General features: G+C 48.9%; 15 protein-coding genes. 2 read left to right on the forward strand and 13 right to left on the reverse strand.

All coding sequences use genetic code 11. The annotated features are described in order from the left end of the window. Positions 1 to 76: 76 nt before the first annotated feature. The 13 genes from GO003_RS16520 to GO003_RS16580 all read right to left on the reverse strand — a co-directional run bounded on the left by GO003_RS16520 (position 77) and on the right by GO003_RS16580 (position 13,911). Entirely contained in the window at positions 77 to 301 is a 225-nt protein-coding gene (locus tag GO003_RS16520; RefSeq protein ID WP_036250235.1) for a PRTRC system protein C, read from the reverse strand. Positions 302 to 310: 9 nt separating this feature from the next. Next, positions 311 to 751: a hypothetical protein gene (locus tag GO003_RS16525; protein ID WP_159654274.1), complete on the reverse strand. Its 441-nt coding sequence runs from the start codon at positions 749 to 751 to the stop codon at positions 311 to 313. A 1-nt stretch (position 752) separates the two neighbouring features. Beyond that, on the reverse strand, positions 753 to 2,975 hold the full coding sequence (locus tag GO003_RS16530) for a PRTRC system ParB family protein (RefSeq protein ID WP_159654272.1): 2,223 nt from the start codon (positions 2,973 to 2,975) through the stop codon (positions 753 to 755). Between the two features lie 300 nt (positions 2,976 to 3,275). Continuing rightward, positions 3,276 to 4,010, reverse strand: a complete 735-nt coding sequence (locus GO003_RS16535) for a M48 family metallopeptidase (RefSeq protein ID WP_231089036.1) — start codon at positions 4,008 to 4,010, stop codon at positions 3,276 to 3,278. Next, a complete protein-coding gene (locus GO003_RS16540; RefSeq protein ID WP_159654270.1) occupies positions 4,007 to 7,276 on the reverse strand; it encodes a type I restriction endonuclease subunit R in 3,270 nt (1,089 codons plus the stop codon). The genes GO003_RS16535 and GO003_RS16540 overlap by 4 nt, the downstream gene beginning before the upstream one ends. After that, positions 7,273 to 7,647, reverse strand: a complete 375-nt coding sequence (locus tag GO003_RS16545; RefSeq protein ID WP_159654268.1) for an endonuclease domain-containing protein — start codon at positions 7,645 to 7,647, stop codon at positions 7,273 to 7,275. The genes GO003_RS16540 and GO003_RS16545 overlap by 4 nt, the downstream gene beginning before the upstream one ends. A 10-nt stretch (positions 7,648 to 7,657) precedes the next feature. Then, positions 7,658 to 8,488: a Fic family protein gene (locus GO003_RS16550; protein ID WP_159654266.1), complete on the reverse strand. Its 831-nt coding sequence runs from the start codon at positions 8,486 to 8,488 to the stop codon at positions 7,658 to 7,660. 262 nt (positions 8,489 to 8,750) lie between these two features. Further along, on the reverse strand, positions 8,751 to 9,977 hold the full coding sequence (locus tag GO003_RS16555; protein ID WP_159654264.1) for a restriction endonuclease subunit S: 1,227 nt from the start codon (positions 9,975 to 9,977) through the stop codon (positions 8,751 to 8,753). A gap of 17 nt (positions 9,978 to 9,994) precedes the next feature. Next, entirely contained in the window at positions 9,995 to 11,038 is a 1,044-nt protein-coding gene (locus tag GO003_RS16560) for a PDDEXK nuclease domain-containing protein (protein WP_159654262.1), read from the reverse strand. Positions 11,039 to 11,143: 105 nt separating this feature from the next. Then, positions 11,144 to 11,398, reverse strand: coding sequence for a DUF2442 domain-containing protein (locus tag GO003_RS16565; RefSeq protein ID WP_159654260.1), 255 nt, complete (start codon positions 11,396 to 11,398; stop codon positions 11,144 to 11,146). Positions 11,399 to 11,408: 10 nt separating this feature from the next. After that, positions 11,409 to 11,669, reverse strand: coding sequence for a DUF4160 domain-containing protein (locus GO003_RS16570; RefSeq protein ID WP_159654258.1), 261 nt, complete (start codon positions 11,667 to 11,669; stop codon positions 11,409 to 11,411). A 123-nt stretch (positions 11,670 to 11,792) separates the two neighbouring features. After that, positions 11,793 to 13,316 carry a type I restriction-modification system subunit M gene (locus GO003_RS16575; protein WP_159654256.1) on the reverse strand — a complete coding sequence of 508 codons (1,524 nt, stop codon included), beginning with the start codon at positions 13,314 to 13,316 and terminating at the stop codon, positions 11,793 to 11,795. 19 nt (positions 13,317 to 13,335) lie between these two features. Further along, entirely contained in the window at positions 13,336 to 13,911 is a 576-nt protein-coding gene (locus tag GO003_RS16580; protein ID WP_159654254.1) for a restriction endonuclease subunit S, read from the reverse strand. Positions 13,912 to 14,177: 266 nt separating this feature from the next. Between GO003_RS16580 and GO003_RS16585 the strand changes: the two genes are divergently transcribed. Together GO003_RS16585 and GO003_RS16590 are read left to right on the forward strand one after the other, a co-directional pair. Then, the gene (locus tag GO003_RS16585) at positions 14,178 to 15,353 is read left to right on the forward strand and encodes a ComEC/Rec2 family competence protein (protein WP_159654252.1); all 1,176 of its coding nucleotides are present in this window, start codon (positions 14,178 to 14,180) and stop codon (positions 15,351 to 15,353) included. Next, entirely contained in the window at positions 15,319 to 17,634 is a 2,316-nt protein-coding gene (locus GO003_RS16590) for a Mov34/MPN/PAD-1 family protein (protein WP_159654250.1), read from the forward strand. Before GO003_RS16585 ends, GO003_RS16590 begins: the two co-directional genes overlap by 35 nt. Positions 17,635 to 17,645 lie beyond the last annotated feature (11 nt).

Genomic DNA, 17,645 nt, shown 5'->3' on the forward strand with positions numbered 1-17,645 from the left:
GGTCTTGACGTTGTTATCAATGGGAGATTGGCTCCCCCATTCTTTCAATTGTGCTATTCCAACGCTATCAGCCTTATCAGCCTTTGGTTTTGACTTCTTGATGCGGCTTGATGGCATAGTGCAATTCCTCGCCTATCAGTTCAGGCTCATTGAGTTCGACATGAGCCAGATGCGGGTATGAGGCCGCATAGAGCTTGATGGCTTCTTCCGGCGATAAATCGGGTGCAGGATCGGCAAGACGAACAGCACCCATTTTGAAGACTCTGACCGGGCGAATGACAGTGGTATTGTTATTTTCCATGTTGAATCCTCAAAACAGTGATTTATCGGTTACGGCAATTTCCGCTGTTTTTTCGCTTGCCGCATTCTGATGATTCGGTTCTTCAAACCGGGATCTTTCTGTCGGCTTATCCGCCTGCTTGTTCTTGACTGCTTCGGCCTTCCCTTTCTTTCCAGCCTCCTTGATTCGACTCATGGCGTCCTTCAAGTCGTTATGACCGCCTTCGCGCACATCGGCAAAATCGGCCAGAGAACGCGGAAAATCCGCGTCTAGCGCTTGAGGATGTGTTACCACGTACAAAGGCATCGCCAGCGCCGCTCTCAGCGACTGAATGGCTTCTGAGGCTTTCTCGTCTGCCGCCCCCTGCAGCACCGGCTGAACCAGTACGGCAAGCAGGTCACCCTTGCGGGTGACTGTAAACTGAATGCGCTCATCGTTTTTGAGCATGTTATGGAAGGTTTCAAAGATCATATTAAGCAGCCTCTTCTTCGGGGTCTTGGGTGTAACCGTTAGCGTTTAAAGACATGGCTTTTTCCTCGTCATCGAGCCAATCCGAATCGCTGAGATAATTGGAAGGGCTTGATGATTCTTCCGCATCCAGATCATCGAATTCACCTGTTTTTGCTATCACAGCGTCCAAGATCGCGCTTTCGTCGTCGCCATTTACGGCGTCCGTTCTTGGCAGGTCGGCATCCAAATCGTCATTCAGATCTTCAAAATCGGTTTGATCGCTTGAATCCTCTGCATCAGTTAAAGACTCACTCTCCGGCTCTACTGCATGTTGAGCACCGTTTTCTTTCGCCACCTCAACATCCGCTTCATCTGCCTGGGATTCAGTGGTTGGCTCGGACGAAACCGGCTCGACAACGGCGTTTGGCGTTTGAGTGTGCGATGTCATGTCTTGATGACTATCGTCACCCATGAACTTAAAAACGCAACTCGGTACAAAACCAGCGAAGTCGTAACCACACCCCAAAACATCATCCAAGATTTCGTTGTTTTTCTTCTTCATCAGCGCGGCAATCTTGTGTTTCTCGCTTTGCTTTTCGTAATGCTCGACAAATGACAAACCTTTGCCGTTTATGGCTTCGCGCAACACCCCTTCGATACCGGCCTTGGTGAAGGAACCCAAAAACTCCCTGTCCAGAATGAAATGGTCAGCCAATCTTGCTTTCGTCACATTCAACACGGACGCAGCGCCTTTCGCCCAGGTCTTGTTCAGAATCGGCGTTGACTTTTCATGCTCCCCCAGTAAATGACTCAACAGCCGGTGATTGAATGCCAGCGTTTCTTCGATACCCAAAGATGACAGCGCTTTCACGAATCCCTCGATTTCGCAACCAATTCTTGTCGGATCTTTTAAAGATTCAGGCATTTTTTCAACCGGCAACGAGCTTCTTACCAGCCGATAAAGCGCAAAGGTGTTCACGCACAACACGGCCAGTTTGTTATCCGTAATTTGTTTTGCGCCAAGGTCGCGGTAAAACGCCTCGATCTTCTCAATCACTCTGGTAGGGGGAATCGCCGCGCTTGTATTGCCAGTATCCCCCTCTTTTTCATCAGCATCATTATTGGAGGTGTCAGGATTTCTTCCCGTTACTGACTGGATGGGCTTGGTTGATTTCTTAGTCGAAGCTTTGCCTTTATCGTTGCTAGCAGGTGTGGATGCTGCCTTGAAGCTCTCTTGATAACCGACAACCTTGTCTTTGTGACAATCCAGATTAAAGCAGCAATCTTCCGTAATTCGACCCAGGCGATCCGACGAAGTGGACAGCAAAGCGCCGAAATGGGCGCATTGTTTGCAACCTTGTTCAAGCTGGGCTTTGCCAACACCTTCCGCACCGGACTGGCAAATGATCTTGTAAGAATCCGGTCTTCTTTCGGTGTCGAGGAAAACGGCTGCGTATTGTTCGGACAATGACGCCTTTTTCTCTAGCATCGCCGTTTCGGTTTTCTGCTCATAGCAGGCCCGATTCGCGCACCGCCCTTCGCTGATATGTTCCTCGAACAGGCTGGATTGCATACTGGAGTTATGGGGGCATCCATTGCAACCCGTCTTATCGAAAGTGGCTTTTGACAATTCCAGCGCAAACGAGGCCAGTCTGCTTTTCAGTTCTGCAACCGAGTAGCCGTTTTCGAGAATTTTGGCGAGAGTGGCCGTTTGGAAGTCGCTGGGCAGTTGGGAGAGCAATTCAGCATGACCCAATTTGATCTTGCGTTCTGTCAGTGCGTTAAGGACTTCCGAGGCGGCGTGGAGCAGCAATAACCGCGCATCGAACTTAACACCGCTCCAACCTAAAAGCCGTAACGCTTCGCTTTTATCACCACCACAATCGGTTAACACATCCCTTGCCGCCACCGCTTCTTCGGCTGGACTCATATCAGCCCTTTGTGAATTTTCGACGGTGGCGATCAATCTAGCTTCTCTGTCGCTCAGGTTGCGCACCACGGCTGGAATTTCAGTCAATCCGGCTTCATTCGCGGCTCTCCATCGGCGCTCACCGGCCACAACCCAGTAGCCATTGCCATCAGCCACCGACCTGACAATGATCGGCTGAATCACGCCCTCAGCCTGTACCGAAACGACTAACTGTTGGAATTCGTAATTATCAAAGAACTTACGCGGATTAAATCCATCTTGAACACTGATTTGATCGATGGGCAATTTTGTGAATTCTGCTGAACTGGTTTGCATGATTTTCTCCATAGCTTTGCCACCTTTTAGGTTGCCCGAAAAAGCAGCATGGTTAATAAAAACTACAGAGTAAAATTCTCATGAATCAATGATTATGCAAGAGTGTTTTGATGTTTTAGCTTGTTCTACATTTTGATAAGTATCAATGACAGTTTCAATCGTCCGCTACCTGGAAAGGGTTTAGTAAACATTTGTACGATTTGAAGCCTGAGTTAGCACAATCTGGCAAACTTAGTTAATTTGGAACATTTGAACGAAAAGACAGCCGAGATCTTTGGCAGCCTGCCTGCCGAAATGTTTTTAGCGATTCAACAGCAACTCAGCCATCCCATCCAACTTAGCTTTGATCTGTTTCCATTCAGGCATTTGCAAAGATAACAATCTGTAAAACTCCGGGCTGTGATTGTGCTCCTTCAGGTGACAAAGCTCGTGAATAATCACGTAGTCGATGCACTCTCTGGGCGCCTTAACCAAATGCGGGTTTAGCAAAATATGTCCCTGCGGCGAACAGCTGCCCCATTGCTTCTTCATGGTCAAAAGCTTAATCGTCGGCAATGCTCCACTCAGCCAGAGCACACCAGGCGCCAACGCTTGCATACGACGATGAAAAACTTGGTGAGCGTGGGATGCATACCAGTCTTTCAATAACTGGCTGATTTTTTCTGTGGAACGATCAGCCGTGACAACCTGTAATTGCCCGCGCAACAGTTTGACAGTCGGTCGATGGCTGTTGGTTAAATCCAGCACTTTTAGCGGGTAGCGCTTCCCCAAATAGAAATGACTTTCGCCACTGATGTATTGCCTGGGCAGCACTTCAGCTTGCGCTTCACGAATACGTGTCAGATTCTGCGTTAACCACCGAGCACGTTTCAACACCGCTTGCTTGATTTTGGACAGTTCAGCACCCACAGGCGCATCAACCTGAACAACACCATCCGGATGAATATGGATAGCTATTCTGGTTGATTTACTCGCCAAGAATGCAACTTGGTAAAGGATTTCCTCGCTGCCGTAACGGATGGACTGCTGCATCATCGTTCTTTGGACAAACCGACTCGGGTGATTTGCACGATATGCTCGATGACTTCCTTGGCCTTATCCATACCAATCATTTTGAACAAGCGCGGCAACAAGCCTTTACGAATTTCAGCTTCGATGTTTTGCGGATTGACTGAATTTTCCGCAACAGCCTTATCGACCAGTTCATCAATTGCAAAAGCCTGTTCGACGTAACTTTGCCTGTCCGCCTCCGACAAAGCATTGAATGCATCTTCGCCAAACACCAATTTGAATACTCCAAAATACGCCTTGGCATGCGAATTGGACGCCAATGGGTCCGGCGTATCCGGCACATCGCGCTCGGCCAGCTTTTCTTCCAAATCCTTAAACAACACGTATTGTTTGAATGGGTGTTCGAACATGGCTTCGGCATCGCGAATGGCCTGGTCCAGCAATTCCGAAAACACTTTTTGCGCATAAGGATCGTCTTGCAAATCCTGCTCGATGGTTTTCTTCAGTCTGGTGCGAATAATGTCGGTTTCGTTGCGGGTTTTTTCATCAGTCCAATCTTCGGGTTTTTGCTTGCCCAGTTCATTGACGATGAATACGCCTTCCGGCTCGCGAATGCCTTCACCGACCACATGCTTATCGATCAGCTTTTTGATGCGCGCCGCGTAGTCGGAATAGTCGATAGTTTCGCCGGCATCCTGGCGGGCAATTTGCCGAAGTTGACTGAAAAACCGCACATCACGTTTATAAGTGCGAATATCCTCCTCATTGAAGCTGCGATCTTCGTAAAAACTGCTCGATCCCAGCGCAACTTCCAGACACAAACTAAACGCCGTCAAGGCCTCGTAAAAGTCTTCCCGCACCTTTTGCTTGGCATCGTAACTGTCGCCCGCATCGTCGGTTTGGTAATGCGGAATCAACACCTGGCGAAATTGCTCTAGGTCGGCGCGATTTTTAACGTCTTTGAAAATCGCCCATAACGTGTCATGCAAAACTGGCAGCTTTTTATATTCGGTGTTCACCTGACGATACAAACCGACCAAATCATCAATGTCGTAGCCGTCTTGGGTGCGTTCGGCCAAATTTTGATAGGCTTCCAGGGTCGTATCCAGCTCTTTCAATATCCCCCGGTAATCGATCAGTAGGCCAAATTTTTTCAGCTCATGCAGACGATTGACGCGGGCGATGGCCTGGATCAGATTGTGCTGTTTCAGCGGCTTATCGATATACAGCACCGCGTTTCGGGGCTCGTCGAACCCCGTCAGCAATTTATCCACCACAATCAGTATCTGCGGATCGTCTTCGTCGGCGAATCGACGAATCACTTCCTTGGTATAAGCCTCTTCACTTTGATTACCGACATGCTCCAGCCACCATTGCTGCACTTCCGGTAAGTGGCTTTCGTCCACTTCCTCGTGACCTTCGCGGGTGTCGGGTGGTGACATCACAATGGCACTGGTAACCAAGCCGGTTTCATCGAGATATTTCTTATAGCGGATCGCCGATAGCTTGCTGTCGGTCGCCAATTGCGCTTTCAAACCATCGGCTACATTTTTGACGAAATGGTCGGCAATATCATGCGCGATTAGTTCGATGCGGCTTTCGGATTGGTAGATTTGGCCTTTTTGCGCGAATTTCTTCTTCAAATCGGCGCGCTGCTTGTCGGTCAAGCCCTCGGTAATACGCTCGAACCAGTTATCGATGGCCTTGGCATTGGTACCCAGCTCCGGCACCCGTTCTTCGTACAGCAAGGGCGTGACCGTGCCATCTTCCACCGCGCGCTGCATGGTGTAGGCATGAATGATGGGGCCGAATTTGTTGGTGGTTTTATCGTTTTTCAGCAGCGGCGTGCCGGTAAAGGCAATGTAAGCCGCGTTCGGCAATGCCTGGCGCATGCGCTCGTGGGTTTCGCCGCCGTGGCTACGATGGCCTTCATCGACCAACACGATAATGTCGGAACTGGGATTGTGGCATTCCGGTTGTTTGGAAGCCGTGGCAAATTTATTGATGATCGAGAACAAAATCCGCTCGTTACCCTGGCTGATGCGCTGCGCTAAATCTTTACCCGACGTCGCCTTGGCTTTTTCAATGTCCCTCGGTGAAGCCAAGACACCGGCATTGGCAAATACCTTGCTCAACTGCGTTTCCAAATCGATGCGGTCGGTCACCACGAAAAAACGGCAAGGCTTTAACTGCTCATGCAAAATCAAAGCCTTGGCCATGAATACCATGGTGAACGACTTACCGGAACCGGTGGTATGCCAAATCACCCCACCCTGGCGGGCATCGCGGCTATCCTTGTGCGTAACCTGATCGACCAGCTTCTTAATACCAAAATACTGCTGATAGCGCGCGGCAATCTTGCCGCTTTTCTTATCGAACAGGATAAAAAACCGCATGAATTCCAGTAACCGGTCAGGATTCAATAAACTGACAATCAGCTTATCCTGGCCGGTCACTAACAGCTTACCTTGCGCGGCTTGGCTATCGAAATATTGCCGCATCCAAGCCGGCCTATGTCCGAACAACTGCGCAGCCTGACACTCCGATAACGCCGTGTTCTTGATCGCATCGAAGGTGTCGTCTTGCAACAATTCTTCCCGCCACAACGCCCAAAATTTGGCGGGCGTCCGGGTAGTCCCATACCGGCCATCCAGGCCATTCACCGATAGCAATAATTGGCTGTAAGCAAACAAGTGCGGAATCTCGGCGACGCCTTGATTTCTCAGGTGCTGTGAGATGCCCTCCTTGAGCATATCCTTGTGCGGATTATGTGGATCGGGCCGCTTGGCTTCGATACACACCAAGGGGATACCATTCACGAAGCAAACGATATCCGGCCTTCGAGTACCGGTACTTCCGGCATTCAACACATCAAATTCGTCGGTCACCTGGAAGCAATTGTTGGCCGGGTTTTCCCAATCGATGATGGCGATGGTGGGCTGGGCTTTTTTACCATCGATGAATTCAGTAACCGTCAGCCCAAGAGTCAAGTGGTCATACAGCCGCTCGTTGGCTGATAACAAGCCTTCGCCCAAACCGGGCGAGGCTAACTGCCGCACGATGTCGTCGATGGCATTGTTGGATAGCGGATACTCCTGACCTTTCCAGTTGAACCGGCGTTTGCGCAGTTCAGCTATCAGCACTGTCCGCAACAACACTTCGGAGGTTTGTCCGCCGCGATAGGCAAGCGCTTGCGCCGGCGACAGATACTCATAGCCCATCGCCATCAACACCTGCAAGGCAGGGATTTGCGAACTGAAGACTTCCTTGGTTTCAGGCACCATACTCATTGCCGTTCTTCTCCCTCTCCCTTCGGGAGAGGGCCGGGGTGAGGGGATCGAATGACAACCAATCGAATCGCCTCCAACACCGACTCAATATCCCTGATTACATCATGATTCCAAAACCGCAACACCCGATACCCTAAAGACTCTAGAAATCGAGTGCGCTGTTCATCCTGCTTTTGTTGCTCGGCGTGCTGACCACCGTCCAACTCGATGATTAACTTAGGTTCCAGACATAGAAAATCAGCGATATAAGGACCAATCACCTGTTGTCTACGAAACTTGCAGCCAGCCAATTGCCGATTACGCAATCGATACCACAGCAATTTTTCCGCATCGGTTTGATTTTTTCGTAAGGCTCGGTCGAGTTGTTTCATTTTGATCCCCTCACCCTAGCCCTCTCCCTGAGGGAGAGGGTACTGAACCTTGCACGATCCGCAGATAACGTTCCAAGGTGGCTTGTTCCAGGGTAACCACCAGTTCGATAAACAGGCCGTAATCGCCGCGGGTATGCGCGGTATCTAGGGCATTGTAATAGGCCAGGCGATTCTCGACCGGAATGATCACCGGCAAAAAGCCGCGCCGCATCAATTCAAAGTTCATCAACAATCGCGAAGTACGGCCATTGCCGTCGACAAACGGATGGATACCGACGAAATCGACGTGCAAGCGGGCGGCGCATTCCACCGGGTGCATGGGTAAAACTCCCTCTCCAGCGGGAGAGGGTTGGGGTGAGGGGGAATCAAAATCACCCGTTACCTTCTGATACCAGTCCATCAGCCCCGCCATCGCTTCAGGCACCTTGATGTAATCCGGCGGCAGATGCTCGGCGCCGGCGATCACCACGTTTTCCTGCCGGTATTGGCCGGCGTTACGGTCATCGATGTTTTTCAGCACCAGATGATGAATGGATTTGATTTGCCACTCGCTCAGGCCTTCCTGGTTTTGCACGATGGCTTCGACATAATCGATGGCTTCCTTGTGATTGATCACCTCGAAATGCTCGCGCAACGGCTTGCCGCCGATGGTGATGCCTTCCAGCACCACCTTGGTTTCCTTCAGGGTTAAGGTATTACCCTCGATGGCGTTGGAATGGTAAGTCCATTCCAGCACTTGCTGTTCGTGCAGGGTGCGGACGGTGTGTTCCGGCAGCGGACGCAGGCTATCGAGGAGGGACTTGAGACGGTCGATTTCGGCGAAACGGATTGCAACGTTCATGATTCGCCTTCCTTCACGCAGAGTGCGTCGGTGAGCAATGGTTGCAAGGGAGTTTTATATCCCCTCACCCTCACCCTCACCCTAGCCCTAGCCCTCTCCCGGTGGGAGAGGGAATTAAGCCCGAGCATCGAAATAGCTGGACGTTTGATTATCTGCTTACCTGCCATGATCAACATGGTTTCACTAAAAACGGGGGCTGTTAGCTCCCTCTCCCACCGGGAGAGGGTTGGGGTGAGGGGATCAAATAAACGGCAAACACTATTCATGACTCATCGACCTTCACGCGGCGTTTGCCGGTGAGTAATTGTTGCATTAGGGCTTTTTTCTCTTGCTTCAAGCAGGCGAGTTTTTGTTGCAGGATTTCGATTTCGCTGTTGGCAACGGTGAGGACTTGAGCAATTCTTTTTTGCTCTTCCAAAGACGGCATGTTGAAGTGAGCATTTTTAATTCCACCTATAGACAAGCCAAAACGTGTCGCTCCCGTCGCCAAAGTAAAAAAGTAATATCTTGTAATTGGCAATGAAAATAAAAAATTTAAAAAATCACTATCAACTAAGTTTTTATTTGGACGAAGTATCGCCAAATGATACCCACAAAGGACATTATTTAATTCTTCGCTAACAAGAGCAGAGATAGCAATATCACCTGGTGTTTCTGAATCTTTCGTAATTATTACATCACCTTTTTTAAGAAAATATTTTTCAATTTCCGTTTCCTTGGCAGTTGCATTCATAAATTTTATACGAGAAGTTATGTAGTTATTTTTATACACATCCGTGTAATTACATAAATTAACTGCGACTTCACCGCACTCAGATTTTTTATCAACGGGACTTATAATGACTTCAACAATACTTGAGAGACTGCTATGTCTCCATTCCCCTTCAAACTTTGAAAATCGAGTTTTTCCAGCAAGCAATTGCTGCATCAAAGCCTTTTTCTGCTGTTGACTATTAGCAAGCAATCTTTCGGTAGTCGAGATCGCTTGATCCCAAGTAGACAGGATTTTGGCAATTTTCTTTTGTTCACCAAGGCTAGGGAGATTAACAGGAAAGCTTTTGATACTTTCCGTGTCAAGTCGGCCTGTGCCATGACCGGCAATGGAGACCAGTTGCCGCATCTTTTCTTTTTGGCTCGCCAAAAAAAACGAAAGAAATAATCCATCGACCTCTTTTTCAGGGATCAACGCCTTAATATCTTGATTGAACGACATTGGTCGCGTGACATAACCAACAGGAAAATCCTTGAGTAAGGTCATACCACGAACCAAAATCAGGCTCGCACCCGCTGGCGCAAGCTTCGTATTTGCGAGGCCCGCATCAGTCAAGGTATCAATACTCTTTTTTAGGTAATGTTGCTTTAAATCCTTAGCCGTTATCCAAGGATGAACTCCACCCCAAAAACCCGCATTTTCCTTACTCGGCGTTCCCCCTGAAGAGAACTTAGCAATTTCACCGAGTTCGGTTGCTTTCCAGTTAGCAGGCAACATAACCGCTTCCCTCCCATTTAACCTTCATTCTCGTTCCCTTTTCCCACCAACTGTTGCTGCACCCATTGCCGTTCGCGTTCCAGTTCGTGTCTCAGCTCGTCCTCAGTGGGCAAATAAGGCAGATATTTGGCGGCAAACAGTTGCTGATTGTCGGACAGTACCGAATATTTGGCGATGGTTTCGCTTTTTTGGCTGCACAATATCAGGCCTATGGTTGGATTGTCGTCCTCGCCTTTTTTATGCCGGTCGTAAATCCGCACATAGCTATCCATTTGCCCAACGTCCTGATGGGTCAGCTTGCCGAGTTTCAGGTCGATCAGCAAAAAGCATTTGAGCTTGAAGTTGTAAAACACCAGATCGATGTAAAAATCCTGGTCGTCGGTGCTGATGCGTTGTTGCCGGGCGACGAAGGCAAAACCCTTGCCCAACTCCAGCAGAAATTGCTGCAAGTTGTCGATCAGGCCTTGTTCCAGCTCGCTTTCCAGAAAGGTTTGCGATGGCAGATTCAGAAAGTCCAGCACGTAGGGATCGCGCAGATAGTCTTCCGGCCTGGAGCGTAATTCCGTGGTGTTTGCCTTGGCTTCCTGCTCGACGGCGGCGCGATCCTGACTGGCCAGCAGGCGTTCGTAATACAACACGCCAATCTGGCGCTCCAATGCTCGAACACTCCAGTTCTGCTCCAAGGTTTCCTGCATATACCAATCGCGGGCTTGCGGGTTTTCCAGTCGCAACAACACGCGATAATGGCTCCAACTCAATTCGAGACACAGTGTGTCTCGAATTGGGAAGCTTTGATAAAACCGGCGCATGTTACGCAAATTGGAAACATCAAAGCCTTTGCCATATTCCCGCGTCAGTTGCTCCGACAAGTGCTGCAACTGCTGTTTACCATACGTGGCGCGTTGCTGCCCTTGCTGTTCATCTTCGACGATCACGCGGCCGATATGCCAATAGGCCTGCACCATTTCGCTGTTGACGGTTTGGTGTACCCGATTGCGCGCCTGTTCGACGATTTGCCGGATAGCCGACAGCAGTTGATGGTTTGCGGCATCAAGCGTCATAGCTTAGCTCTTTTAAGCCTACTTTAGCTTGTAAGCCAATGGTCTGATTTTTAATTATGGCGAATTCGCCATAATTAAAAACGAAGTTATGTACGCTTTCAGTGATCATTTTAAAACCCATTCGCCATTTTGTTTGATCGCTTGATACATCGCATCCGGCGCCAAATCGATTTCATCCGGCCAGGCTACAAAGCCATCGGTTATCTCCAGGCGATTAAAGAATTGTGGGTCTTTTAATTTCTCAAACACGCCGTATAAATGGCTTGGCAAAATCTTAACCGCGCCGGATAAACCATCGGCAAACGTGACAACAAATTCAAGATGGCGGGTTACTTTTGCGTCTATCACATCAAAATACATAGCATTAACCTCAGTGTAACGGTTCAATTTTAATGGGCTGTAAATGTTGCTGGCATAAATCCCAATCTTGGAGTAATTCGGCTTGATGTAATTCAGCCCAATCCAAAACCAGTTCCAAAGCACGTCTCGGTAATTCCCCCTCCATTAAAGACAAGGTCCGAATATCGATAGACGCTTTAAATTCTCCATATTGGGCATGAAAATGTGGCGGTGCATGTTCGTCAAAAAACATACGAATGACAATACCGTAAAATATACTAATGGTAGGCATGAACTGCTCCTATTTCTCCAAAAAATCGATTAAATGACCAGATGTTGTTTTCAGCGCAATTTGAGACACACTGCGTTCCAATTCGACAGCAGCCGACATTATTCAAGCCGGTTATTTTTGGTATCAAGCGTCATAACCCAGCTCTTTCAAGTAGTGGTTCATTTCGATTTCCAGCTCCGCCAATTGCGCCTTCAACTGCTCGCGTTCCTTGCGTACCGCCAGTAAGTCGATTTCCGCCTCTTCCTCGAAGGTATCAACGTAGCGCGGAATGTTCAGGTTGAAATCGTTTTCCTGAATATCGCCGAGACTGGCCAAGTAGGCATATTTATCAGCCGATTGCCGTTGACGATAGGTGGTAACGATTTTGAGAATGTCGTCCGGACGCAGGAAGTTCTGGTTTTTGCCGTCGCGGTAATCGCGGCTGGCGTCGATGAACAATACCTTATCGTCGGTTTTGCGCTTTTTGAAAATCAGAATCGCGGCAGGAATGCCGGTGCCGTAAAACAGTTTTTCCGGCAGACCGATGACGGCATCCAGCAAGTTTTCTTCAATCAGTTTTTTGCGAATCTGACCTTCGGCAGCGCCACGGAACAAAACACCATGTGGCACGACCACACCCATCCGCCCAGTGCCGGGTTTGAGGGTTTCGATCATGTGCAGAATAAAGGCATAGTCGCCTTTGGTTTTGGGAGGAAATCCTCGGCGGTACCGACCAAACCGATCATGCTGGGCCTCTTCGTAGCCCCATTTTTCCAGCGAGAACGGCGGATTGGCGGTAACGATGTCGAAATGTTTGAGCGTCTCATCCGGGTTGAGCAATTTGGGATTGCGTAAGGTGTCGCCCCATTCAATACGGTGATTGTCTTCGCCGTGCAAAAACATGTTCATTTTGGCCAGCGCCCAGGTGGAGCCGATGGCTTCCTGGCCGAACAGTGCGTATTTTTTGGAGCCGTTGAAGTTTTCCCGAATTTTACGGCCGCATTTCATCAATAACGAACCGGAGCCACAGGCCGGATCGCCGATTTCGTCGCCTTCGCGCGGCTCCAAAATTTCGGCGATTAGGTCGGATACTTCCGGTGGCGTATAAAACTCGCCGGCTTTCTTGCCGGCACTGGCGGCAAAGTTTTTGATCAAAAACTCGTAAGCGCCGCCGATGATATCCAACTGACCGATTCGCGAGGGGCGCAGATCCAAGGTGGATTTATTAAAGTCTTCCAGCAGATGGCGCAGGATGTTGTTTTTCTGTTTGTCGTCACCCAGCTTGTTGGAATTGAAGCTGATGTCTTGGAATACGTCGCGTAGCTTGGTAATGTTGGCTTCTTCGATGGCATGCAAGGCTTGGTCGATGCGCTCGCCATTACCGGGTTCATGCCGGCGGTCGAATAGATTGTAAAAACTGGCGAACTTGGGTAACACAAAGCGCTCGCTTTTCATCAGCTCTTCAATCAATTCCGGCTCGTTGCCATGCTCTTTTTGGTATTGGTCATAGTGATCCTGCCAGACGTCAGAGATGTATTTCAGAAATAGCATGGTCAGGACGTAATCCTTGTAAATACTGGGGTCGACGGTGCCGCGAAAGCTATCGCAAGCGGCCCAGACGGCTTTGTTGATGTCGTCCTGTTTGATTTGATCCATGGTTTCGTTCATAGCGCGTTCTCTGGTTTTTCTAGTTATCACGCAGCAACTGGCGGGTAATGCCGGTCATCGTGCGCTGCATATTGTCGGTTAAGGCGGCCATCACCCGCAGCTGTTGCTGCCAAGTTTTGTTCAACGCCACGATGGCGTGCTGTTTTTCGAGTGGCGGTATCGCCAGTTGCATGTTTTCCAGTTCTTGCCGACCAATCGCTTGCACTTGGCTGCCGTGCGACGATTTTTGCAAATATTGCTGAATCGGTTCCTGATTGATCTGCCATGCCAAAAATCCGGGTAAAACTTTGGCTTCACGCTTTACGGTGAGGTGAAAAAAATGCGGGGACAACACCGTATCGAATGGCACATCCTCCAATAGCAGCGCAAAGTTTCTGTTACCTCTGGCAGCGAACAACAAATCCCCGGCTTTCAGCCAATCCGGCTCTTTCTTCCCAGGTAAGTCGGTCACTACTAAGCCTACCCAATTAACGCCACACTCAGCATCAACATCTTTCATCTGAATCACGCGCGCATTACCGCTGGGATCTTCCTCGATTTTTCCTCGAAAGGGATGGCCCGCGCGGATGGTGGCGATTTGTTTTAGGAGCTTCATGTCTTGCTTACAACCTTGATTGCTTTAACGCATATTGTAGTCAAAAATATTGCATCACACAAGTTGATGCAATTTTTGCTTGACACGAAAAAAGACAGTGATAGCATTATTAGCGTCAATCGCTTTGATGCGATAAATTTATTTTTGGGGTGGCCTTGAAATGCGATCAGGCAACCCTATATCGGCACTATCCACTATATGTTGTGTTTATTTTATGCTGATTTCATGACATATAGTGTTTATTCATCCTTTTTTGGAGACTCAACTTGAGTACACAAATTACATTTTTTCCGGTTGGCAACGGCGACATGACACTGATTGAGCTTGACGACGCTAAGCAAACCAAGATTTTGATTGACATAAACATCCGCGAAAGCGCTGACGACGAGGCTAATGCGGATTATTTCGACGTTGCCAGCGAATTGAGAAGTCGCCTTAAAAACGACTCAAAAGGACGTCCCTACGTTGATGTCTTCCTGCAAACTCATCCAGACCAAGACCACTTGAGAGGCTTGTCCAAACATTTCCATCTTGGCGCTGTTGACGACTACAAGGAGCCTAAAGAAGGCGAGCTTGCCAAAATCATCATTCAAGAAATTTGGTCGTCCCCCATTGTGTGGCGACGGGCTGACCGGCGCACTGGCCACACCTTATGCGAAGATGCTAAAGCGTTTAATACCGAAGCGAAGCGCCGAGTCAACCTGTACAAAGAAACCAAAAAAATCGGCGAAGCCGGTGATCGCATCCGTATTATCGGCAAAGATGAAAACGGCAAAACCGATGGCCTGGAAGCAATCTTGACTGAGGCTGATCAAACCTTCACCAAGATTAATGACCAGGAAACGCAAATGGTCGAAGTGTATGTGCTTGGCCCGTTGCAGTCTAAGGATGTAGAAGACGAAGATCGACTATCCAAGAATCACTCAAGCGTCATCTTGCAATTTAAAATTGCAGCACGGCCTTACGGCCCTAAAACCAACCGTTTTTTGTGTGGAGGCGACGCGGAAGTCGCAATCTGGCGCGAACTATGGCGCAAACACCAATACACCCCGCACTGTTTACGTTACGACATCTTATTGACACCGCATCATTGCTCTTGGCATAGCTTGTCAGAAGAAAGTTGGAGCGGCACTAAAAATCCTAAGGTTGATGAAGCCGCAAAATCGGCGTTATCTCAGGCAGAACGCTACGCCAAGATTGTCGCCAGCAGCAATGCCATCAAAGACGATGATAACGATCCGCCGTGCTGGGGCGCCAAGAAAGAGTACGAAGAGATCGCTGCTACTGTCAGCGGCGAATTTGTCTGCACAGGCACCAAAGACCAAGAGGTCATTGAAATCCTCTTAACATCCGACGGCCCTAAAGAAAGCCCCAAACGGGCAAGCAACATTACCTTAGGCGCCGGCATTGCCTCAAGCGCAAAACCCAAACCACACGGCTGACCGTATGGGTTTACTGTCACAAGAACTGCCAATCGCTGTGAAAGCAGCGATTGACCAAATCTCAAACCATCCTTCTATCAACGATATAGTCACCGCCCCCAGTAAGGACAAGCATGGCAATTGGACAATCGAAATTAACATGGACGTTCCGTTGCCCCGTGATGCAAGGGACAAAGGAATATCGACAACAGGCGTTAAGGCAACGGAGTGGGTAAGAATTGAATTTCCAGCATCTTTTCCTAGCCATGCACCTCGGCTTTTTTTACGAGCCGATTTCAACCGAGCCCATCCTCATATCAATCCGGGGAGACCAGGCGAATTGGTTTCGCCTTGCATCTATGAAGGCAGACTTGACGACTTATTACATGAGCCGGACTGGATAAATGGCATTATCAACCAACTCGCCGATTGGTTAAGCAAAGCCGCGACTGGCGAGTTGCTTGATTGCTCTGGTCAGGGGTGGGAGCCCATTCGAAGGGATAGCGTAGATGGGACGATTGTTACCAATATCTCCATCATTCGCGAGCGTATGGCCAACGCCAAGAACCCGATAAGTCAATATCTTAGATATGAATATTGGCAGTCCATCGTCGGACATTCGGGTCGGATCATTGATGAAAATACCTTATACGCCAACATCGGTGAAGCCATTCGAAAGTTTAGGATAGGAAACAATGAGCGCTCACCGTTTAGAAGCATTTTTTCTCTGGCGATGGTTATTTCAGGCGGCACAAAGAAGACGATTGATGTTTACCAGCCGGATGATGTCGAGAGCCTTGAACAGCTGCTACTCAGAGCCGAAAGCTATGGCTGTCGATCGGGATTGGAAAACCGCCTGAAGGAGATTACCGAAAACATTACCCTCCCTTTGATAGAGCAAAAACTGGATTTTGCCGTCTTATTTGCCGTGAAACGCCCCTGCAATCTGATCGGCGAAGACATTGATATTGAAATTATTCCCTATGGAATTACTTTTACCTCGGACCAAAACCGCCGATTGCAATTGACACGAACATCGGTATTCCCATTAGTGCTGATTCAGAAAGTGAGCCAACAGTTACTAGCCGAAACGTCGGATCGTAATTTAAATGAAGCAGACCGCCGCAAGGAAATTGCCATGATCGGCTGCGGCAGTCTGGGCTCAAAAATAGCCTTGCATCTCGCTCGCTCTGGGCATGGTCCGTTTAGGCTTTATGATAAGGATTGTTTTTCGCCGCATAACACCGCGAGACATGCTGTGGCGAATTCTGCCGCTGCCGAATTCATGCTCCCCAAGGTTTGGTTAACTGAAGACCTGCTAAAGCAAGTTGGCGCCAACGTTACTCAAGTCAATAATTCCCTTGAAGATGTCATTTCCATTTTGCAAACCAAGCCTGATCTATTTGCAAAATGTAACGGGCTAATTATCGACGCGACAGCTTCCAGTTCAGTCCAAGATGCTCTTTGCATGGTTCGCCAAAAGCATTTCGGCGCACCACTGCTGCAAGTTGCCCTGTATGGCCGCGGGAAGATCGGGTTTTTTGGCCTTGAAGGAAAAGATCGAAATCCCAGAGTCGACGATATGGTTGCCCAACTTTACCAACTAGGCTTGGATTCCAGCCCGATTGGAGCCGTGTTATATCAAGCCACTAATTTCGATCGCATAAACACCGGCCAAGGGTGCGCATCGTTTTCGATGAAAATGTCTGACGCAAAAATCTCATTGTTCTCAGCTGGCATTTCTGAACGAGCATCACAGCTACTCGACAACGGCATTCCAAAGGACGGAGAATTTCTGGTCGGATTGCTTACTGAAGACGGTCTAGGAGTGAATTGGCTGCGTCAACCTACGACCAAGATCGAAGTTCTCCACATCGGAGACAAATCAAAATGGGAGCTAAGAATTCCTGCTGCCTTAAAAGATCAGATGCGCATGGAAACTGAGCAGCGCAGACCGCTGGAAACCGGAGGCGTCTTAATCGGACACATCAATTGGGGGAGACGAACTATCTACGTCACCGGCCTTCTTCCACCTCCTACGGATAGTGAGTTTCGAACTGACGAATTCGTGCTTGGTATTCAAGGCCTGAAAAAGCAGATCAGTGTCATTGAAAAGACTACGAGCCATACGCTCACCTATTTGGGAACTTGGCACAGCCATCCGAATGGCGGCGCCGCATCAGGGAAAGACCGAAGCACATTGGCGGAACTGACGAGAGAGCGAGGTAACGTTCCAAGCGTCTGTTTAATTTATCGGCCACATGGACTGTTAGCAGTACCGGGTCCAGTCACAAATCCATAGGAAAATATCGA

The sequence above is a fragment of the Methylicorpusculum oleiharenae genome (assembly GCF_009828925.2).
GTDB lineage: Bacteria > Pseudomonadota > Gammaproteobacteria > Methylococcales > Methylomonadaceae > Methylicorpusculum > Methylicorpusculum oleiharenae.

Bases quoted from the DNA above. Each gene is read 5' to 3' on its own strand.
- GO003_RS16520 (WP_036250235.1), bottom strand. From the start codon at position 301: ATGGAAAATAACAATACCACTGTCATTCGCCCGGTCAGAGTCTTCAAA.
- GO003_RS16525 (WP_159654274.1), bottom strand. From the start codon at position 751: ATGATCTTTGAAACCTTCCATAACATGCTCAAAAACGATGAGCGCATT.
- GO003_RS16530 (WP_159654272.1), bottom strand. From the start codon at position 2,975: ATGCAAACCAGTTCAGCAGAATTCACAAAATTGCCCATCGATCAAATC.
- GO003_RS16535 (WP_231089036.1), bottom strand. From the start codon at position 4,010: ATGATGCAGCAGTCCATCCGTTACGGCAGCGAGGAAATCCTTTACCAA.
- GO003_RS16540 (WP_159654270.1), bottom strand. From the start codon at position 7,276: ATGAGTATGGTGCCTGAAACCAAGGAAGTCTTCAGTTCGCAAATCCCT.
- GO003_RS16545 (WP_159654268.1), bottom strand. From the start codon at position 7,647: ATGAAACAACTCGACCGAGCCTTACGAAAAAATCAAACCGATGCGGAA.
- GO003_RS16550 (WP_159654266.1), bottom strand. From the start codon at position 8,488: ATGAACGTTGCAATCCGTTTCGCCGAAATCGACCGTCTCAAGTCCCTC.
- GO003_RS16555 (WP_159654264.1), bottom strand. From the start codon at position 9,977: ATGTTGCCTGCTAACTGGAAAGCAACCGAACTCGGTGAAATTGCTAAG.
- GO003_RS16560 (WP_159654262.1), bottom strand. From the start codon at position 11,038: ATGACGCTTGATGCCGCAAACCATCAACTGCTGTCGGCTATCCGGCAA.
- GO003_RS16565 (WP_159654260.1), bottom strand. From the start codon at position 11,398: ATGTATTTTGATGTGATAGACGCAAAAGTAACCCGCCATCTTGAATTT.
- GO003_RS16570 (WP_159654258.1), bottom strand. From the start codon at position 11,669: ATGCCTACCATTAGTATATTTTACGGTATTGTCATTCGTATGTTTTTT.
- GO003_RS16575 (WP_159654256.1), bottom strand. From the start codon at position 13,316: ATGAACGAAACCATGGATCAAATCAAACAGGACGACATCAACAAAGCC.
- GO003_RS16580 (WP_159654254.1), bottom strand. From the start codon at position 13,911: ATGAAGCTCCTAAAACAAATCGCCACCATCCGCGCGGGCCATCCCTTT.